This window comes from Pseudomonas sp. F9001, assembly GCF_013385435.1.
GTDB lineage: Bacteria > Pseudomonadota > Gammaproteobacteria > Pseudomonadales > Pseudomonadaceae > Aquipseudomonas.
Map to the genome: position 1 here is coordinate 100717 of NZ_JACAPX010000012.1, position 18077 is coordinate 118793.

Below are 18077 nucleotides of genomic sequence, written 5' to 3' on the forward strand. Positions count from 1 at the left end.
TCACGGCCCTCCGAAGCAGATCAAGCGGTCAGCGGACTGGGCGGCGTCATGCAACTGCCCAAGCCCGGACAATGCCCAAGGCGCGTCCAGGTTCACCGCGCTGCGCTGATAACGGGTGGCCTCTTCGGCATTCAGCACGCCACGGCGCAGGGCCGCGGCGATGCACACCACGCCATCGAGCTGATGCTCGCTGACAAACTCGCGCCACTGACGGGCGATATCCTGCTCATCCTGCGGCGCAACAATGTTAGTGGATGCGCTGTAGACGCCATCCTGATAAAAAAACAGCCGCACAATCTCATGCCCACCCGCCAGCGCCGCCTGGGCGAACAGCAAGGCACGGCGCGAGGAGGGCGCATGGGCGGCGGAAAAAAGCGCAATCGCGAACTTCATGGAACACTCTGAAGGCAAAACCTGTGGCAATGATAAAGCCGCAGGCAACAAAAAGCCCGCCGAAGCGGGCTTTTTGCATGCAGCTGCGATCAGTCGTCGCGGCCCATGATGCCGAAGATCTGCAACAGGCTGATAAACAGGTTGTAGATCGATACATACAGGCTGATGGTGGCCATGATGTAGTTTCGCTCGCCACCCTGGATGATTGCGCTGGTCTGGAACAGGATGCAGGCCGAGGAGAACAGCACGAAACCGGCGCTGATCGCCAGTTGCAGGCCGCTGATCTGGAAGAACATGCCTGCCAGTACGGCAGCCAGCAACACGAAGAAACCGGCGGTGATGAAACCACCCAGGAAGCTCATGTCCTTGCGGGAAATCAGCACGTAGGCCGACAGGCCGCCAAATACCAGGGCAGTCATGGCAAATGCCGAGCTGACCACTTCCGCGCCGCCGGCCATGCCGAGGTAACGGTTAAGGATCGGGCCGAGGATAAAGCCCATGAAACCGGTCAGGGCAAACGCCGACACCAGGCCCCAGGCCGAGTCGCGCAGCTTGTTGGTCAGGAAGAACAGACCGTAGAAGCCGATCAGCACGACGAAGATATTCGGGTAGCCGACGCGCATTTGCTGGGCTACGAAGGCCATCACGCCGCTGAACGCGAGGGTGAGAGCGAGCAAGCCGTACGTATTGCGCAGGACGCGGCTAACTTCTAGCTGCTCAGCCTGCGCGTTTCCATTCACTGCGTAATTTTGTTCGCGCATGGCGACACTCCTTCAGTTTTGAAACATTCAGTCGCAAGGATCATAACAGACGCTCTGTAACAAGCTATGGCGAGAGTTTGACAGTGTGTTTCATTCGGGTATTATGGCGCCCGCTGAGGCAGGATGAGCTACGCTAATCCTGTGTTGCACAAGGGAAATTGGCAGAGTGGTTGAATGCACCGGTCTTGAAAACCGGCGGACGTTAATAGCGTCTCCAGGGTTCGAATCCCTGGTTTCCCGCCAAGATTTACTCAAGAGCCCCGCTATTGCGGGGCTTTTGCGTTTCTGGGGTTCAGGAATACACCTCCAATCGTTAACGCATCATTTCAGGCAGTTTTCGCAACTCTGCAAAAAGTGGGCGTCAACGGGTAGGGTTCACTATTTCACCCACGCGCCGATAACCGTCTCGGTTATCAGTTCACGCTGGAGAAGTCAGGCACCCAAGCCGGGCGCGCTGTCTGGCGTGATTCGTTACTGAGAAAAGGCGCAATTACAGGTGGAAGTCGCCCGCAGCCTCCGGCTGGTAAAGCACTTTCTTGATCTCAATCCGGCGGGTCCGGTCAGCAATTCGCCAGTCGATGGCGTCTCCCTCCTGATAGCCAAGGATGGCGGTGCCTATGTCGGAATACACGGAATGCTTTGCTGCGTTGCTGTCCGCGTCTTCAGGGTAGACCAAGGCCACTTCGAACTCTTCATCGTCCAGTTGCAGCAAGGCCCTGGAGTTCATCGTGATGACATTGCACGCCACCTGCTGCGGCTTGACGACAATGGCCCGCTCAAGCTCATGTTCGAGTTCAACAACCGCCGGGCCTTGCTCGAACGCGATCAGATCCTCGAGCCTGGCCTTGTCGATTTCAGTGATGTAGATCCTGGTGGAGTCGCCACCGGCGCCTTCGCGCAAGAACTGGAAATAGCTCGCCGCCGTCATGGAAAATGACGTCAATGTCGGCGTTTCGCTCTCCAGCATAAAGCCGCTGCGCAGAAAGGCTTTCAGCGAGCGCGAGTTGTCCGGGTGAATCTTGGCGATGAGCTTCTCGGCCCGCATGTCGAGGAAGGCCAGTTTCATGCCTTCGCGGATCGTGCTGGCGCCCAGGTTCCGGCCCCATTTGTCGCTGTCTCCGATGACCAGGACAATCTCGCAATTTGAGCCGGTCTTGATGAGACGGACAAAGCCCACCGGGGCGTCATGCCGGTCATAGGCCATAAAGAATCTGCCGCCCTGGTTGAATAGATGAGTCAGGATCGGCAACTGAGTCCGATCAATGACTTGCTCAATGGAGCGGGAGACATGACGCGAATCGCTCAGATAGCAGGTGATGCGTTCATCCTCTAACCAATCCACCAACGTCAGCGCGTGCGCCCGCGTAATTTCAGGGCACAGCGAAATGAAAGGCTTGTTCATCTTGACCACACTTATTTGTAAAGGATTGAAGCCCTTCATGGATATGTCATGGCGGTTCTTCGGCAACCGGATATTTTAAGACATGCCGCGAGTAATGGCGAACATGCCAGAGAGTTCCAAGAAGCCACCGCTTGCTGAACCCGACCCAGGCAAGCACTCAAGAGAAAGGTGGGCTGACTACGCATCGCAGCCTGAGGGCGGCCTGTCTATCCAACCGAGCAAGCCGTTCCCGGCTGGTACTCAAATGTAAAAATTTTTATCTGGCCTCTTGAAAATTTTCCCGGCGAACATAAATTTTTATCACGCGACGCCGAATGCGGGTCGCGCACTTAATCACTTGGATTTAATCAGGAGATTTTGAGATGGCTACTACCCTTTCGTTGGCCCCTTTGTTCCGTCAATCCGTGGGCTTCGATCGCTTCAATGACCTGTTTGAGTCGGCGCTTCGCAGCGAGGCTCCGAACACTTATCCGCCTCACAATGTGGAAAAGCACGGTGATGACGAATATCGCATTGTCATTGCTGTCGCTGGGCTTACTGAAGCGGATCTGGATATTCAGGTCGAGAAGGGCGTTTTGACAGTCGTTGGCGACAAGCGCGAAACCGAGAAAGCAGTCACTTATCTGCACCAGGGCATCGCGCAACGAGCATTTCGGCTGTCGTTCCGGCTGGCAGATCATATCGAGGTGCGCGGTGCTTCGATGAACAACGGGCTGTTAAGCATCGACTTGCTGCGCGTGGTTCCTGAAGAGGCCAAGCCCAAGCGCATCACGATTGGAAGCGGGAAAGAGCCCGAACTGCGTCAGGTTAGTTTGCAATAAGTCAGCGGTAACAAAAAAGGCGCTCTTGGTAGCGCCTTTTTTTGTGTGTGGAATCATAACGCCTACTGATCAATACCTGGCTACGCAGAGTACCCGGTAGATCCATCAACCGGGCACTCCCGCCTGTTTAGAAGATATTCAACGGGTACTCGGTAATCAGGCGTGTCTGCACCAGATGCCCCCCGGTGGACGCATCACCATCGTGCCAGGCTTCCCTCAGGCGGAAGGACAGCTTCTTGGCCGGGCCACTCTGCACGACGTATTTCACTTCGGCGTCGGTTTCGTGTTCCTGGTCGTTGGCGCCATAGAACCCGGTGTAGGCCGAATTGCCGGGGGTATGCGTACCGTCGATGCCAGCACCGCGAATATGGCGGGCCATGAAGCTCAGGCCGGGGGCGCCAAAGGCTCCCATGTCCAAGTCATAGCGCATCTGCCAGGACCGCTCGCCCGGGCCGTTGAAGTCGGAGTATTGCACCGAGTCAGCCAGGTTGATCGAGTTGCCGTAGCGCCCGGCACCGACGCCGGCATTGGTCTCCCCAAAGCCGACGTAGTCGAACGGCTCGTCACCATGCACTTTCTGCCCGGCCAGGGTGAAGGTCTGTGCACCCAGGGTGTAGGCAGCCGCCAGCGAGGCTGCGGTGGTGTCGATGGTCCCGGCCTTGGCGCTGCCGTCGTCCAGTGTGCGATAGAGGTTGAAGTCCAGCGCCACGGATTGGTCATCGGTCAGTGGATGAACAAGGTTCAGGTTGACGTAGTACTGATTCCACACGTCTTCCAGGTGTGCTCCGTACAGCGACGCGGTGAATTCCTTGCTGAACTGGTATTTGCCCCCCGCGAAGCTGGCCGACGACGCTTCCACGCCCGCATAGCTGGCGAGAATGTCGCCGCTGCGCGAGGTGGTGGTGTTACCGGTGCCGGAGGTGTAATGGCCGGCCTCCAGGTTCAGGCCGGTGATTTCATGGCTGTCGATCTGGAAGCCTGATGCGGTCTGGGGCATCAGGTAGTTATCGGCGGTGGCAAACACCGGCGACGTGGGTTGCAAGTCGCCGACCTTGAGCGTGGTATTGGAAATACGGAACTTGACGTCACCACCGGCCTTCGCGAAGCCATGATCCGGATTGCCATTGGCGTCGGACGGTATGTTCGGGCCACCGGCGCGGTCGGTGTCCCCGTCGATGCGCAACGCCAGGTCGGCAAACGCATCAATGCCGATGCCAATGGTGCCTTGAGTGAAGCCCGAGCTGTAGGTTGCCATCAGCGCCTGGCTCCAGTCACGGGTGTGGGCGCTGCTTCCGTTCTGGTTCCAGAACACGTTGCGGTTGAGGATATTCAAGCTGCTGTCGGCGACAAAGCCCTTGGAGTCGGACTGATCGCTGGCATAGCTCATGGCCGGCAAGGCAAATGCCAGCGCCACGGCCAAGGTATTGAGCTGAAGTAACGGTTGACGTTTTTTCATTATATTTTGCTCCTGTGCACGAGTTCGTGTGGGAGCATTAAGGCGACAGCCCAGGCCATCAACAAATGAAACTGGATGAAGGTTTTGATATCCCTTTTACCAAATTCCAGGCAAAGAAAAGCCCGCGATGGGGAGTGCGGGCTTAAAGGTGTTCACTTAGGAGCTGGAGTGACGATAAGCGCTCGAGTGTGAAAGGGATGTGAAAGGTTGTTGGGTGCGTAGCGTATTTATCACGAGTGATCCTCTCCTCGCACAATCCTTCCGGCCTTCACCTCATCCGCGTACCCGCTGAGCTTTTCCTGCTGAGCCGCGAGCAGTGCACCCATCTTCATCAGGGCGACTGCTTCGTTGGGTGATTTGGCGACCCCGGCGATAGTGGCCAATTGATTGACCGACCAGGCGATAACGGCCGTCGCATCTTCGAGGTCGTAGAACAGTTCCTGCTGTGCGGTCCTTGGGCCGTCGAGCCTTTCCATCAGTTCTGCCATTTACCCGTGCTCTCCAAAAAAGTGGTTCAGTGCGATCAGCTCAAGCACCGTTGCGCCAATCCTCCTGTAAGCCGGCGGACACGGCAATCGCGATTTTCCCTTGAATGCCGTTGTTGGGGCTTTCCAGGCGGGAATGGGCGAGCGGGATGTCGGCAAGGGAATAGACCGCGCCGACGTATGGCCGCAGTTGACCGTTTGCTATCAGTGCGCTCATTTCATCCAGCTTGCCGCGGTTCTGTCGTGTGAAAACGAAGTGATAACTCGCGTTCCTGCCCCAGGCCTGGACGAGGTTCTGGGGGTGCGCCGTGTCCACAATCGTGACCACGCGACCCAGTTGCGCAAGCGCGTCCGGGCTACGGGACAATGTGGTGCCGCCGATGGTATCGAACACCACATCAACGCCACGGCCACCCGTTTCCCGCAGGATGGCGTCGACGTAATCTTCCTTTTCGTAGTCGATGATTACGTCCGCACCCAGGCTTCGCGCGAACTCGACATTGACGTCGCGTACGGTGGTGAACACCTGGGCGCCAATGGCTTTCGCCAGTTGGATCGCCACATGGCCGACGCCGCCCGCGCCGCCGTGCACCAGGATGCTTTCTCCCACCCTGAGGGCTGCACGCACCACCAGCGCTTCCCAGGCGGTGCCGCCGACCAGGCTCAGGCTTGCCGCTTCAAGGTGACTCAGGGCAGGGGGCTTCTTCCCGATAATGCCTTCGGCCGCCACGTGGTATTCGGCATAGCTGCCGGGTCCGTCAAATATTTGCGGGGTGTACCAGACTTCGTCGCCTGGCGCGAAGGACGTAACCCCCGGCCCGACTTCCTCAACGACCCCCGATACGTCATGCCCGGTAATCGCCGGTAGCGGCACCAGGTCAGCGTAGTCGCCACGTCGGACCTGGTAATCCAGCGGGTTGATGGAGGTTGCGTGTACGCGGACCAGGACATGCCCCGTGTGCGGAACGGGCTTGGGAACGTCGCGAAGTTCGAATGATTCCGGGCCGCCAAATGACTTGAGTATCAACGCCTTCATTGCATTTCCTCGTTTCGACAAAAAGGGATATCGCGAAATCTCGATATTCCGTGGTAAAAAAACTACAAATCTTTCCCTATTATCTCGGCAAGCCTGCGGATGGTGGCTTCATTGCGCTTGTAGTAAGTCCACTGGCCGATGCGCCTGACTTCGACCAGGCCCACCCGTTGCAGCGTTGCCAGGTAACCGGACACCGTCGACTGCGAGAGCCCGATGCCTTCCTGAATACTGCTGACGCACACGCCCACCGTGTGAACGTCCCCTTCATCTTGTGCAGGGAAGTTCTTCTCGGGGTCCTTCAAACCTTTCAGGATTTCGAGGCGTGTCTGGTTTGAGAGGGCTTTGAATATTTCGAGTAAGTCCATGGCGCGATCATATCGAGAATTATCGATATGTCAATGTATGTCAGACATAACGGGTAGTCAGTTTCAGGCCTCACCGGAGGCGGCGACCAAGGACCTGTCGCGCTGCGGGCCTCTGAGCTATAACAGTGTAAAAGCACAAAAAACAAACGTGTTTCCGGGCTGTTTTCAGGAGAGAACTCATGAGTGCCATGGACGCGGGGCAAGTGGTGCCTGGCTACGTAACCTTCGTCGGGCGTGAGGCATCGTGGGCCGGACGCCAGTTCATGAGCTTCAGCTATAGCGTCAATGGGCAGCACTTTCACAAGTCTCTCAACGAGACGGTTGACGCTTGGTCAACGACGACGCTTCGTAAAGCCTCGAATGGTTTGCGAGTGGGAGACCCGGTGTCTGTCTGGTGTTCTCTCACCGACCCCGAGGTGTGTTGCATTGGCGAAAAACCAGCAGAGAAACCCGCGATCCTGCGGTGGATAGAGTCTCTCGGAGCGTTAGGGCCGTTATGAAATTGATCCCCACCGTTCGTCCATCGGCCGGCACTCGCGACACCGCATCGTTTCTCATGTTCAAGCACGGACATCCCGCGCTAGAACGGAGAGCCAGCATGGAAATTAACGAGAAGGCCCCTGGGAATGTATCCCAGCAAGGCGTAACGCGCGGTACAGACAATGAAACCGGGCATGATCCTCGGCGCGATCAACCTGAAGCGCCTCTACCACCGGACGATGATGCCCCTCTGGAAGAGGATATGTCGGATGTGGATGCGGCTGATTCTGTCGCGAGTGAACACCCCGACAACTGACGCACCCGAAGAAGCCCGACCACAGTGTCGGGCTTCTTTGCAGTCAATATTCCGGCCGCCCCGCACTTTTTCCCGTTCTTCCGATCTATCTCTGTCCCGACCACACTAATTTCCGGCGTGGACAGCAGACCCAGACCTGGTGCCGATGGATCGCACGTTACCTGTTTTTATCACCCGATGGATGCGTCAGCCGCTGTTGCTGGCTGCGGTTTTGATGCTTTGCGCCAACGGTTGCAGCCAGCAGCAGGGGCGCGATATTGCCACGCAGTTCAGCAACGGCAAGCCCGACGAGTTCTTCCAGACCAGCGTTGATCGCATGGCCACCCTGAGCATGCGCGACAACCTGCAAAGCCTGTATCTGCTGATGAGCAAGCTCTACCTGCGCAACCCCAACCAGTGGCGTCAATCGGGTTACACCGACGCGGTGACCGCCGCCCGGCAAATCCGCCAGGCCATCGAACTTCGCCAACCGCTGCCTGCCCTGGGCGATCGTCGCGACCTGGCGGCGCTGAGCTATTCCCTGAGCCCGGAGTTTCGCGGCGACCGGGTAGGCGCCTTCATCTACGCGATCGGCAGCATGCTGGTGACGGCACACGGCGGGCGCACCGAGTTTTATATAACGGACTCGATCAACCCCCAGTTCGTCAGCAATGCCGCGCGCAATATCGAGAAAGCCACCTGGCTGCTCAGTCAGCGCCAGGATGCCAATGGCTCGCTGTTGCTGTTCTCCAACGAGATCTCGGAGGCGGGCAGCAACCTCAGCTTTGCCGTGGAGTTCGGCAAGATCGTCGCGCGCCTCGACCTGTTGACCCAGATGCTCGACGAACGCTACCGGCGCATCGGGCTCAACTACGCGCAAAGCTTGCTGCTGATGAATTTCCTGCCGGTGCAGTGACGATGCGGGCCTCCCTCACACCTCGGTTTGCGCTTTGCCGCGGGCAACGGTTTTCTTCGGCGCGCGCATCAGCAGTGGGCCGAACGTCGCGAGCAAACCGAGCATCACCAGCGGGAAGAACATCAGCTTGCTCAGGCCGAAGTTGCTGACGATGACGGTGATGACGGCGGGGCCCACCAGCATCCCGGAAAATCCGATGCAGTTGACGATGCCGATATTGCGCCCGGCATGTGCCGGGTCCCGGCGCCCGGCGGCGGAGATCATCAACGGTGCGATGCACGAAAGGCCGAGGCCAAACAGCGCGAAGCCGACAACGCCGGTCACGGCCGTACCGCCCAATATCGTGGTGATCATGCCGAGGACGCACAACGTACCGCATCCAAACACCACCTGCGCATTACCGAACGCAGCGGCCAGGCGGTCGCCAAAAAGGCGCCCCACGAATGACGCACCGACGAACAGTGAGACCGCCATGCCTGCGGTCGAGGTGGTGGTCGCGAACTCCCGGCGAATGTATTCCTGGCCCCAGTCGGCAATTGCGTTTTCGCCCATCATGCTGCCCAGCAGCAAGGTGCCGAGAGCGATCATCACCAGCAGCGTCTTGGCCGAAGGGCCCTTGCCGGTTTCGTCCCGGGACTGGGTGCCGGCTTGCCAGTCGTCGAGCTGGGCGTCGGGCACATCATGCTTGCCCAGCAACCATCGGCTGAACACACAGCCCAGAATGAACATCGCCAGGCCCAGTACGGTGTAAGGCACCAGCACGCTGTCGGTGTAGAACCGGGTCAGCCAACTGCATGCCATGCCCAGCAGGAAGCCGCCCAGGGAATAGAAGGCATGGAAGCCGGACATGATCGAACGTCGATAAAACCGTTCAACCTGCACGCCGTGGGCATTCAAGGCGGTATCCAGGGCGCCGCGCAACAGCCCCAGCACAGAGCCGAAACACAGCGCAAACCAGAAACCGTTGACGAAGCCCAGCGGGATAATCGAAAGCGGATAGGCGAGGGCGCCAAGGGTAATTACCGGCTTGGCGCCGAAGGTGTCCAGCAGCCGCCCGACCAGCAGCGCACCGGCTGCGGAGCCGACCCCGACCCCGAGGGCAATCAGGCCGAAACTCGAGTCCCCGAGTTCTCCCGTCAGGCCAAGCTGGGTCCTGAACACGCTTACACCGGTGGACCAGATGTACATCATGGCGCCGATCATCATGAAGCCGAGAAAGGTGGCGATACGTGCCTTGCGAATACGCGGGGGGATCGGGGTTTTCTGGAAAGTGCTTATCACGCTGCATGGTCCCTTTTATTTTTGTGGGGTGGTTATGCAATTTTGGGTTATACGAATAACCTTGCGGAAGTAAAACCTGCACCCTGTGGGCTGTCAATGCTTTATCAATCCAGAATATGTAACAGTAACAAGGCAGTGGCTGGCGCTTGAGTTTTAAGTTATACGTATAACTCCAACTGTTCAGGTATTGGGGTTTCCGTGTCGTCTCAAGAGTTGTTATTGCCGTGCTCCACGCCGCATATGTCGGCCTACCGCTTGACGTTTCTGCTGTCCGGCCTGTGCATGGGCGCCTGGGCGCCGCTGGTTCCCTATGCGCGCAGCCGGGCCGGGGTGGACGACGGCGCATTGGGCATCCTGTTGCTGTGCCTGGGCCTCGGCTCACTGGTGATGATGCCGCTGGCGGGCATCCTGAACGCCCGCAAAGGTTGCCGCTTTACCATGCACATCGGCATCGCCCTGGTGTTTCTGACGCTGCCTCTGCTGGCGACCACACATTCATTCTTGGGCTTGATGTTTGCCCTGACCGTGTTCGGTGCAGGGTGCGGCGCAGTGGATGTGACGATGAACGTACAGGGCGTGATGGTTGAGCGTGCGACCGGGCGGTCCTTGATGTCGGGTTTTCATGGCTTGTTCAGCCTGGGCACGATTGTCAGTGCGGCGGGGATCACCGCGCTGCTCTGGCTGGGCGCCACGCCGTTGCTGGCCAGCAGCGCGGTGATGGCGGCACTGGCTGCGTTTGTCCTGAGTTACGGGCGCCAGATGCTCGGGCGCAGCGGCGAAGAGGGCAGCCCGATCTTTGTGCGGCCCACGCGTAAAGTCCTGGTGCTGGGGATGCTGTGCCTGTTCGCGTTCCTGGCCGAAGGTGCGATTCTCGACTGGAGCGCGGTGTTCCTGACCCAGGTGCGTGATGTCGAGCCTTCCATTGCAGGCCTGGGCTACGCCTGCTTCGCCGTGATGATGGCGTTGGGGCGCTTGAGTGGCGACCGGATTCTGCTCAGGCTCGGCGCCCGGCTAGTACTGGTGGGCGGTGGCCTGATTGTAATCCTGGGCTTTCTCACGGTGGTGCTCGCGACGAACTGGCAGGTGAACCTGGTGGGGTTTGCGGTCATCGGCATCGGTTTGGCCAACATCGCGCCGGTGTACCTGTCGCTGGCGGGCGCGCAAAAGACCATGCCGGGGGAACTGGCGATTGCCGCTGCCACCAGCCTCGGTTATCTGGGTATCCTGATGGGCCCTGCGGTGATCGGCTTGTTCGCCCACGCGACGAATCTATCCTGGGCGCTGCTGGCGGTTGCCTCGCTGATGGTCGCAATCATGTTCAGTGCCACACGACTGGTTCCGAAGGTTTCCCCTCAACGGGTACACTGAGCGCCTGTTTTTTCATGACCTCGCATGAGGTTTCAAAAGGATTGGGAAGCAAGCGATGGCCGTTTCAATGAAAGACGTAGCACTGGCGGCAGGGGTGTCCCAGCCTGCGGTGTCTTACGCCTACAACCGACCTTCCAAACTGTCCCCGGCCCAGCGCGAGCATATCCTCGAGGTGGCCGCTTCATTGGGCTACCCGGGCCCCAATGTGCTGGGCCGCAGCCTGCGCTCGGGCAAGATCGGCGCCATCGGGTTGATGATGATGGACAAGTTGTCCCTGGCCTTTGCCGACCCGTGCACCATCGCCATGCTGCGCGGCATCAGTGAAGTGGGCGAGTTGGAAAATGTCGCACTGACACTGTTTCCGCTCAACAACAACCGCCTGGTGGGCCGGGGCCCGGCGGCGAGCCACGGCAGCCTGGCCCTGCGCGGGCTGGTGGATGGCCTGATTATCTCGACCCTGCCCGATGATCACCCGGCGGTGCTGGCGGTGGTGAAGCACAGTATTCCGTTCGTGGTGATCGACTCGCCGCTGGTCGAGAATTCGTTTTTTGTCGGCATCGACGATCGCGGTGCGGCTCGCACGCAAATGCAGCATCTGCTGGACCTGGGCCACCGCAAGATCGGCGTCATCATTGACCGCCTCAACCCGGATGGTTACCGCGGCCCGATTGACCTGCAACGCTTCAAAAGTGCCAGTGAGCGGATTGTCCGCGAACGCCTCACCGGTTACGTGGAGGCGGCCACCGCCGCGGGCCTGGCGTTTGAAGACCTGAGCGTGATCGAGGCCGGTGGGCTGGATTCCACGTCCGGCCAGGCCGCAGCGTTCACATTGCTGACCTCCAACGACGTCACGGCAGTGGTGGCGTGCTCGGATGTGATGGCGATTGCCTGCATGAAAACCGCCCACGCCCTCAGTCGCCAAGTGCCGCAGACGCTTTCGGTGATCGGCTTCGACGATATTCCCGAGGCGGTGCAACTCGGTTTGACCACCATTGCCCAACCCATGGTGGAGAAGGGCGTGTACGCCGCACGCATGCTGACCGAGCAATTGAATGCCCCGGCTGATGCGCCGCTGGCGCCCGAGCAGAAGATTTTCGCCACCAAGCTGGTGGTGCGTACCTCGACCCGCAGTATCCAGCAGGCAGACGCCTGATCCCGTTGGTAAGGGATCGCTGTAGGAGCTGGCTTGCCTGCGATGGCATCGACTCAATACCACTGACAGACCGAGTCGACTGCATCGCAGGCAAGCCAGCTCCCACCTTTACCCGGGCTGCCCCTTGAAGTGTGCCGCTACTCTGAGGGCATTCGCCGCGATGGTCAGTGCCGGATTAACCGCCGCCGACGACGGGAAGAACGAGCTGTCCACCACCCATACATTCTCCAGGTCATGCAGCTTGCAGTTCAGGTCCAGCACGCTGGTAGTTGGGTCCTTGCCCATCACGGCAGTGCCGCACTGGTGGGAGTTCGTCGCGATGCCCATGCGCGCCTTGAGGATCAGCGGATACCCTGCATCACGCATGGTTTGGGTGGCCTTGCTCACCAGTCCTTCATGGGCCTTGAGGTTGTTCGGCGTCCAGTGAACCTTGATCGCACCGCGCTGCGTGTCGTAGGTGACGCGGTTGTCCTGGGTCGGCAGATCTTCCGAGGTCAGGTACAGGTCTACGCTGTGGTCAGTGATATAGCGTGAAGCGAATTTCGGCAGCCAGGGCCGCATGGCACTGATCATCGGCTCGCGGATTTTCCCCAGCATCTGCACGTTACCCAAGGGGAATGCGTTGTGCGGGCTGGCGCTGTACCAGTCGTTGATGGCCAGGGTTTTCTGGAAGGTCACGTTGTTCTTGCGTCGCGGGTCCACCGCCAGCATGAAGGTGCTGTTGTGCACCATGTAGTTACGCCCCAACTGCCCGGAGCTATTGCCCAGGCCATGAGGATGTTGAGCGTTCGCAGACTTGAACAGCAATGCCGCGCTGTTGACTGCGCCGCATGCCAGCACGAAGCGTTTGGCACGCAGTGTCACCTCGCGTCCATCGAACAGACCCCGCGCTTGAGTCACGGTTTTGCCATCGTTATCGGTGTTCAGCTGCCGGATCGTGGTGCGAGTCATCAGCCGAATGCTGCCACTGCGCAGGGCGGGCCTGAGCGCAGAAACTTCGGCGTCGGCCTTGGCCTCCACCAGGCACGGATAGCCATCGCAGGTTGAGCACAATACGCAATCGCCGCCATCGCCATAGTCCACCGCCGCCGGCATCACGAACGGCTTGAGTCCGGCACGCTGCATGCTTTGCTCCAGCGCAACCAGGGCCGGGTCGTGCTTGAGTGCCGGTTGCGGGAAGGGTCCTGAACGCCAGGGTTCGCTTGGGTCAATGCCGGCCTGGCCATGCACGCGGTAGAGCTTTTCCGCTTCGGCGTACCAGGGTTCAAACTCGGCGTAGCTGACGGGCCACGCAGGCGACACGCCCTCGGCATGCTGGATCTCGCCAAAGTCCGCCTCGCGAAACCGTGGCAGCATGGCGCCGTAGAATTTGGTGTTGCCGCCGACGTAATAAAACACCCCCGGCGAAAATGCTTGGTTGGCCTGGTCCAGCCACGGTTCGGCATTGCGATAGCGTCCTTGGCCGAACACCGCTTCAGCGCTCCAGTTCTGGATTTCCCGGGGCAGGAAATCCCCTCGTTCGACGATCACAATATCCAGCCCGCTGTCACGCAGGGCATGGGCGAAGGTCGAACCGCCCATGCCCGAGCCGATAATCACCACGTCACAGTTGATCGTGCCATCTGCATCAGGTGTCACCACGTCGAGGGCGCGCGGTTCGCGCGGCGCCCCCGGTTGTGGATTCAGCTCTGCATGATGCGAAATCAATGCATCACTCATGTGAGCCGCTCCGGCATTTACAGGTGTTGTTCGGAATTACGGATTTGCCAGTACTCATCCTGGCGTTCGTCGGTGATGTATTCCGGAATCGGGAAGTCCCACCAGCCGGGCACCCAAGGGCCAGCCGCATCGCGGTCGGTGGGTACTTCGATCAGCACCGGCACATTCAAATCCAGCGCTTCCTGCAGGATAGGCTCAAGGTCTTCCGGGCGCTCCACACGGTAGGATTTGAGGCCGAAGGCTTCGCCCACCGCCTTGAAGTCCGGGCTGTAGGGCGTGCCGTCCGGGTGGTTGAACTCTGTGCCGATATGGCGGCTGGTCTGCTTGCGCTGGCCACCGCGAATCGACATGTAGCCGGCGTTGTTCTGGATCAGGAACACCACAGGGATATTGTTGGTCACGCAGATCGCAATTTCCTGGGAGGTCATCAGGAAATCGCCATCCCCGAGGATGCACACCACCGGCTGGTCAGGCGCCGCCAACTTCGCACCGATGGCCGCAGGTACGGCCCAGCCCATGGACGAGAAGCCGCCGGAGGTCAGGTGGGTACGTGGCGTATAGACCGGGAAAGTCTGCTTGACCGCGCCCTGGGTGTTGCCCGAGCCAACCACCACGATGGTGTCCCGCGGGAACACTTTGCGCAGCGCGCCGAGGGGGCGTTGCGAGGTGAACGGAAAGCGATCGGAGTCACGACGGCCCGCCAGTTTGGTTTCCCATTCTTCCTGATAACCGCGCAGGTCGCTCAGGTACTCTTCGCGCTCAACCGTCTCGCCTTTCAGGCTTTCGACAATGGCGGCGAGGGCGTATTTGGCGTCGGCACAAATGCCCACGGTCACCGGGTAGTTCTTGCCGATTTCATGCGGGTCGATGTCGATGTGGATCAGCTTCGACGGCGGGATCGCGAAGGTCATGCCCTTGGCGTAGCTGGACGACGACCAGTCGGTGAAACGGCAGCCCACGGCGACGATCACGTCTGCGGTGGACGCGACTTTATTGCCGCACAGGGTGCCGGTCTGGCCGACACTGCCGGCGAACAACGGGTGATCTTCCGGGAAGCCGCTCTTGCCGTTCCAGGTGGTGACCACCGGGATCTTCCAGGCTTCGGCCAGGGCGAACAATTCCGCGCTGGCTTCGCCGGTAATCACGCCGCCGCCGATCACCAGCACCGGGCGCTTGCTCAGTTTCAGCTCTTCCACTGCGCGTGCGGTGGCTGCCGGGTCCGGGAAGCATTTGCCGATCGGGGTGCGCTCTTCGAGGGCATGCAGGGTCACTTCAGCGGCCTCGGCCTGCACATCCATCGGGATTTCCAGGTGCACCGGCCCGGGGCGTCCGGTGACCATTGCGCTCCAGGCGCGGTGCATCATGAACGGCAACTCTTCAACACGGGTCGCCACCCAATGACGCTTGGTCACGGCCTCGGCGATTTTCGGGAAGTCGTTGTCGGTGTAGCGCTCCAGCTCCTGCAGCAAGCCATGGCCACGCATGTGAGTGGGTGGCCCGCCGGTGATCAGCATCAGGCTGGTGGAGTCGGTAAACGCGGTGGCCATGCCGATCACCGTGTTGGCGGCGCCGGCACCGATGGACGTCACTGCCGCCATCGGCTTGCCGCTCACCCGGTAGTAACCGTCGGCGAGATGCACCGCGCTCTGCTCATGGAACACCTGGATGAACTTGAGCTTGGAGTCTTCTTCGAGGAAGGCGTCGGTCAGGGTCCAGATACCGTGGCCGGGAATACCGGCGACGTATTCGACGCCATAGTTTTTCAGGGTTTGAGCCACGATCTGGCTGCCGGTCAATTTAGTCATGACAGGACTCCTTGGGTTGATGAAACGGAGGGGGTTGCCTCGGCGGTACTGGCTGCACGCCCGCGTGTCGCCCAGTTCAGGCCTTGCTTGGTCAGGCGGCGGATATTCGGGTCGGCGAGGTTGCTGGTGTCGTGCCCGATGGAGTGATAGAACACCCGCCCCTGGCCCCACTGGCGCACCCACGCCACCGGGCTGCGATGGCCGTTTAGCCAGGGGAAGGGGTTGCCGTCGAAGGTGGTTTCAGCCAGCACATGAATGTTCGGATCGACCTGCATGTAGTACTGCTCGGACCGTACCTCGAAATCCTCGACGCCCTGGGTCACCTCGTGGCTGTGGTCGATGACGTTGACCTGGTACGGGTGGGGAAAGCCTTCGCCCATCGGGTGTTCGAGGAATGAGCCGCCGAGCACCCAGTGATATTTGAGGCTGGCGCGAAACGCCGCGCCTGCGCCGTGCCAACCCACCAGGCCGGTGCCGCTTTCGATCGCTTCCAGCAGGCGGTTTTCCTGGGACGCGGTGAGCGTCTCGGTAGTGACGGCGTTGTTCCAGCCGATCACGATCAGGTCATAACCGGTCAAGTCCCTGTCCAGTGTGAAGATGTCGGTGGACTCTTCGACCTCGAAATCCAGTTCCTGGAAAACGGTGCGCGCCCATGCCGCAATTTCGTAGGGGAAATGGCCGGGCCAGCCACCGAATAGATACAAGACTCGACTCACGGTTGATCACCTCTTTACGTTGGGTGTGATTGTTAGGTTATACGTATAACCGCTTATTTAACCTATCACTCCGAATCCCTAAGTCAATGGGGCTTACATGTTTTTCATCGGGGGTTATACGAATAACGTCAGCAGCTCGCCGCAGTGCTTCAACACTGCGTCTGTGTTGCGTCAGGTTGCGTCACCAATAGGGAGGCTGCGAAATTGCCCGGGGCAGGGGGGTAGGAAAAGATGGTTGCCAATGCCGGGGGCATGTCGCGTGCCCTCAAGAACCACCTGGAGCCACTGATGATTCGTTACCTGAAAACGCCTAAACCGGTCGAAGCCCAAGCCGAGATTGCCGCCCAAGTCCGCGATACCGTTGAGCGCATCATCGCCAACGTCGCCCGTAACGGCGATGCGGCCGTACGTGAATATTCGAAGCAGTTTGATCAGTGGTCACCTGTATCTTTCCGGCTGAGCGACGAAGAAATTGCCGCCTGCGTGGCGAGCCTGTCCGAGCAGGAAATCGGCGATATCACCTTTGCCCAGGCCCAGGTCCGGCGCTTCGCCGAGGTGCAAAAAGCCTCGATGCACGATGTGGAAGTCGAGACCTTGCCTGGCGTGATCCTTGGGCATCGCAATATTCCGGTGAACTCGGTGGCTTGCTACATTCCGGGCGGCAAGTACCCGTTGCTGGCGTCGGCGCATATGAGCGTGCTGACGGCCAAGGTGGCCGGGGTGAAGCGCGTTGTTGCGGCCGCGCCGCCGTTTGATGGCAAGCCTCATCCGGCCATTGTGACGGCGATGTATTTGGCGGGTGCCGATGAGATCTATTGCGTGGGCGGGGTGCAGGCGATTGCTGCGTTTGCGTTGGGCACCGATACGTTCAAGCCGGTGGATATGATCGTTGGGCCGGGTAATGCGTATGTGGCCGAGGCCAAGCGTCAGTTGTTCGGCAAGATTGGTATCGACTTGATTGCCGGGCCTACAGAGACACTGGTGATTGCTGATGACAGCAGCGATGTTGAAATCATCGCTGCCGATTTGTTGGGGCAGGCGGAGCATGGGGTTAATTCGCCTGCGGTGTTTTTGACGAACAGTGCGGAGTTGGCGCAAACCCTGCCGGCGGAGATCGAGCGGCAGTTGGCGATCCTGTCCACCGCACCGGTTGCTTCTGTCGCCTGGCGCGACTATGGCGAAATCATCCTGTGCGACAGCGTCGACGAGCTGGTGCAGGAAGCCGATCGCATCGCCTCCGAGCACGTGCAGGTGATGACCCGCGATCCGTTGTATTTCCTGGAGCACATGACCAATTACGGCGCGTTGTTCCTTGGTGAGCGCACCAACGTTTCCTATGGCGACAAGGTGATTGGGACCAACCACACATTGCCTACCACCGGGACTGCGCGGTACACCGGCGGGCTGTGGGTCGGCAAGTTCATCAAGACGTGCACGTATCAGCGGGTGCTGACGGATGAGGCTTCGGTGTTGGTAGGGGAATACTGCTCGCGGCTTTGCGGGATGGAAGGGTTTGCGGGGCACAAGGAGCAGGCGGATATTCGGATTCGTCGTTACAAGAAGCACGGTTGAGGGTACATATCCGTTGTTTGGGTAACGGCCTCTATTGGTTCCGCTCTTACAGC

Annotated in this window: 17 protein-coding genes and 1 tRNA gene; 7 read left to right on the plus strand and 11 right to left on the minus strand. The window is 59.6% G+C overall.

The window, feature by feature from the left end; genetic code table 11:
* Positions 1-393 carry a sulfurtransferase complex subunit TusD gene (gene tusD, locus HX818_RS11980; protein WP_003219632.1) on the minus strand — a complete coding sequence of 131 codons (393 nt, stop codon included), beginning with the start codon at positions 391-393 and terminating at the stop codon, positions 1-3.
* 89 nt (positions 394-482) lie between these two features.
* The gene (locus tag HX818_RS11985; protein ID WP_003219636.1) at positions 483-1154 is read right to left on the minus strand and encodes a Bax inhibitor-1/YccA family protein; all 672 of its coding nucleotides are present in this window, start codon (positions 1152-1154) and stop codon (positions 483-485) included.
* A 152-nt stretch (positions 1155-1306) separates the two neighbouring features.
* On the opposite strand from HX818_RS11985, the gene HX818_RS11990 reads away from it, so the two are divergent.
* Positions 1307-1397: transfer RNA gene (locus tag HX818_RS11990), tRNA-Ser, on the plus strand.
* Between the two features lie 247 nt (positions 1398-1644).
* On the opposite strand, the gene HX818_RS11995 is transcribed toward HX818_RS11990, so the two are convergent.
* The gene (locus HX818_RS11995; RefSeq protein WP_008431545.1) at positions 1645-2556 is read right to left on the minus strand and encodes a bifunctional GNAT family N-acetyltransferase/nucleoside diphosphate kinase regulator; all 912 of its coding nucleotides are present in this window, start codon (positions 2554-2556) and stop codon (positions 1645-1647) included.
* Between the two features lie 362 nt (positions 2557-2918).
* On the opposite strand from HX818_RS11995, the gene HX818_RS12000 reads away from it, so the two are divergent.
* Positions 2919-3377, plus strand: coding sequence for an Hsp20 family protein (locus tag HX818_RS12000; RefSeq protein WP_003219642.1), 459 nt, complete (start codon positions 2919-2921; stop codon positions 3375-3377).
* A 127-nt stretch (positions 3378-3504) separates the two neighbouring features.
* On the opposite strand, the gene HX818_RS12005 is transcribed toward HX818_RS12000, so the two are convergent.
* From HX818_RS12005 to HX818_RS12020, 4 genes are all read right to left on the minus strand, one after another.
* Positions 3505-4833, minus strand: coding sequence for an OprD family porin (locus HX818_RS12005; RefSeq protein ID WP_177020166.1), 1329 nt, complete (start codon positions 4831-4833; stop codon positions 3505-3507).
* Positions 4834-5063: 230 nt separating this feature from the next.
* Positions 5064-5321 (minus strand): hypothetical protein, encoded by a 258-nt coding sequence (locus HX818_RS12010; protein WP_177020167.1) that lies wholly within the window; start codon positions 5319-5321, stop codon positions 5064-5066.
* Positions 5322-5361: 40 nt separating this feature from the next.
* A complete protein-coding gene (locus tag HX818_RS12015) occupies positions 5362-6354 on the minus strand; it encodes a zinc-dependent alcohol dehydrogenase family protein (RefSeq protein ID WP_177020168.1) in 993 nt (330 codons plus the stop codon).
* Positions 6355-6416: 62 nt separating this feature from the next.
* Positions 6417-6719 carry a helix-turn-helix transcriptional regulator gene (locus tag HX818_RS12020; RefSeq protein ID WP_003219649.1) on the minus strand — a complete coding sequence of 101 codons (303 nt, stop codon included), beginning with the start codon at positions 6717-6719 and terminating at the stop codon, positions 6417-6419.
* A gap of 598 nt (positions 6720-7317) precedes the next feature.
* On the opposite strand from HX818_RS12020, the gene HX818_RS12025 reads away from it, so the two are divergent.
* Together HX818_RS12025 and HX818_RS12030 are read left to right on the plus strand one after the other, a co-directional pair.
* Positions 7318-7515 (plus strand): hypothetical protein, encoded by a 198-nt coding sequence (locus HX818_RS12025; RefSeq protein WP_023658951.1) that lies wholly within the window; start codon positions 7318-7320, stop codon positions 7513-7515.
* Positions 7516-7660: 145 nt separating this feature from the next.
* Positions 7661-8410 carry a hypothetical protein gene (locus HX818_RS12030; protein WP_003219654.1) on the plus strand — a complete coding sequence of 250 codons (750 nt, stop codon included), beginning with the start codon at positions 7661-7663 and terminating at the stop codon, positions 8408-8410.
* 15 nt (positions 8411-8425) lie between these two features.
* Here the strand turns inward: HX818_RS12030 and HX818_RS12035 are convergent, their stop codons facing one another.
* Positions 8426-9688 carry an MFS transporter gene (locus tag HX818_RS12035; protein WP_102604557.1) on the minus strand — a complete coding sequence of 421 codons (1263 nt, stop codon included), beginning with the start codon at positions 9686-9688 and terminating at the stop codon, positions 8426-8428.
* Positions 9689-9931: 243 nt separating this feature from the next.
* Here HX818_RS12035 and HX818_RS12040 point away from each other — a divergent pair, with 243 nt between their 5' ends.
* Together HX818_RS12040 and HX818_RS12045 are read left to right on the plus strand one after the other, a co-directional pair.
* Positions 9932-11059 (plus strand): MFS transporter, encoded by a 1128-nt coding sequence (locus HX818_RS12040; protein ID WP_177020209.1) that lies wholly within the window; start codon positions 9932-9934, stop codon positions 11057-11059.
* 55 nt (positions 11060-11114) lie between these two features.
* Positions 11115-12212 (plus strand): LacI family DNA-binding transcriptional regulator, encoded by a 1098-nt coding sequence (locus HX818_RS12045; RefSeq protein WP_008431528.1) that lies wholly within the window; start codon positions 11115-11117, stop codon positions 12210-12212.
* Between the two features lie 108 nt (positions 12213-12320).
* Here the strand turns inward: HX818_RS12045 and HX818_RS12050 are convergent, their stop codons facing one another.
* Genes HX818_RS12050 through HX818_RS12060 form a run of 3 tightly spaced genes read right to left on the minus strand, consistent with a single transcriptional unit; the run spans position 12321 to position 16452 of the window.
* Complete coding sequence (locus HX818_RS12050; RefSeq protein WP_102369430.1) at positions 12321-13931, minus strand: GMC oxidoreductase; 1611 nt, start codon at positions 13929-13931, stop codon at positions 12321-12323.
* A gap of 17 nt (positions 13932-13948) precedes the next feature.
* Positions 13949-15736 (minus strand): thiamine pyrophosphate-binding protein, encoded by a 1788-nt coding sequence (locus tag HX818_RS12055; RefSeq protein ID WP_177020169.1) that lies wholly within the window; start codon positions 15734-15736, stop codon positions 13949-13951.
* Positions 15733-16452 (minus strand): ThuA domain-containing protein, encoded by a 720-nt coding sequence (locus HX818_RS12060; protein ID WP_032898774.1) that lies wholly within the window; start codon positions 16450-16452, stop codon positions 15733-15735. The genes HX818_RS12055 and HX818_RS12060 overlap by 4 nt, the downstream gene beginning before the upstream one ends.
* A 288-nt stretch (positions 16453-16740) precedes the next feature.
* Between HX818_RS12060 and hisD the strand changes: the two genes are divergently transcribed.
* Positions 16741-18024, plus strand: coding sequence for a histidinol dehydrogenase (gene hisD, locus HX818_RS12065; protein ID WP_008431521.1), 1284 nt, complete (start codon positions 16741-16743; stop codon positions 18022-18024).
* Positions 18025-18077: the final 53 nt, after the last annotated feature.

Excerpts from the sequence above, each read along its gene's own strand:
- tusD (WP_003219632.1), bottom strand. The coding sequence starts at position 393 with ATGAAGTTCGCGATTGCGCTTTTTTCCGCCGCCCATGCGCCCTCCTCG.
- HX818_RS11985 (WP_003219636.1), bottom strand. The coding sequence starts at position 1,154 with ATGCGCGAACAAAATTACGCAGTGAATGGAAACGCGCAGGCTGAGCAG.
- HX818_RS11995 (WP_008431545.1), bottom strand. The coding sequence starts at position 2,556 with ATGAACAAGCCTTTCATTTCGCTGTGCCCTGAAATTACGCGGGCGCAC.
- HX818_RS12000 (WP_003219642.1), top strand. The coding sequence starts at position 2,919 with ATGGCTACTACCCTTTCGTTGGCCCCTTTGTTCCGTCAATCCGTGGGC.
- HX818_RS12005 (WP_177020166.1), bottom strand. The coding sequence starts at position 4,833 with ATGAAAAAACGTCAACCGTTACTTCAGCTCAATACCTTGGCCGTGGCG.
- HX818_RS12010 (WP_177020167.1), bottom strand. The coding sequence starts at position 5,321 with ATGGCAGAACTGATGGAAAGGCTCGACGGCCCAAGGACCGCACAGCAG.
- HX818_RS12015 (WP_177020168.1), bottom strand. The coding sequence starts at position 6,354 with ATGAAGGCGTTGATACTCAAGTCATTTGGCGGCCCGGAATCATTCGAA.
- HX818_RS12020 (WP_003219649.1), bottom strand. The coding sequence starts at position 6,719 with ATGGACTTACTCGAAATATTCAAAGCCCTCTCAAACCAGACACGCCTC.
- HX818_RS12025 (WP_023658951.1), top strand. The coding sequence starts at position 7,318 with ATGGAAATTAACGAGAAGGCCCCTGGGAATGTATCCCAGCAAGGCGTA.
- HX818_RS12030 (WP_003219654.1), top strand. The coding sequence starts at position 7,661 with ATGGATCGCACGTTACCTGTTTTTATCACCCGATGGATGCGTCAGCCG.
- HX818_RS12040 (WP_177020209.1), top strand. The coding sequence starts at position 9,932 with ATGTCGGCCTACCGCTTGACGTTTCTGCTGTCCGGCCTGTGCATGGGC.
- HX818_RS12045 (WP_008431528.1), top strand. The coding sequence starts at position 11,115 with ATGGCCGTTTCAATGAAAGACGTAGCACTGGCGGCAGGGGTGTCCCAG.
- HX818_RS12050 (WP_102369430.1), bottom strand. The coding sequence starts at position 13,931 with ATGAGTGATGCATTGATTTCGCATCATGCAGAGCTGAATCCACAACCG.
- HX818_RS12055 (WP_177020169.1), bottom strand. The coding sequence starts at position 15,736 with ATGACTAAATTGACCGGCAGCCAGATCGTGGCTCAAACCCTGAAAAAC.
- hisD (WP_008431521.1), top strand. The coding sequence starts at position 16,741 with ATGATTCGTTACCTGAAAACGCCTAAACCGGTCGAAGCCCAAGCCGAG.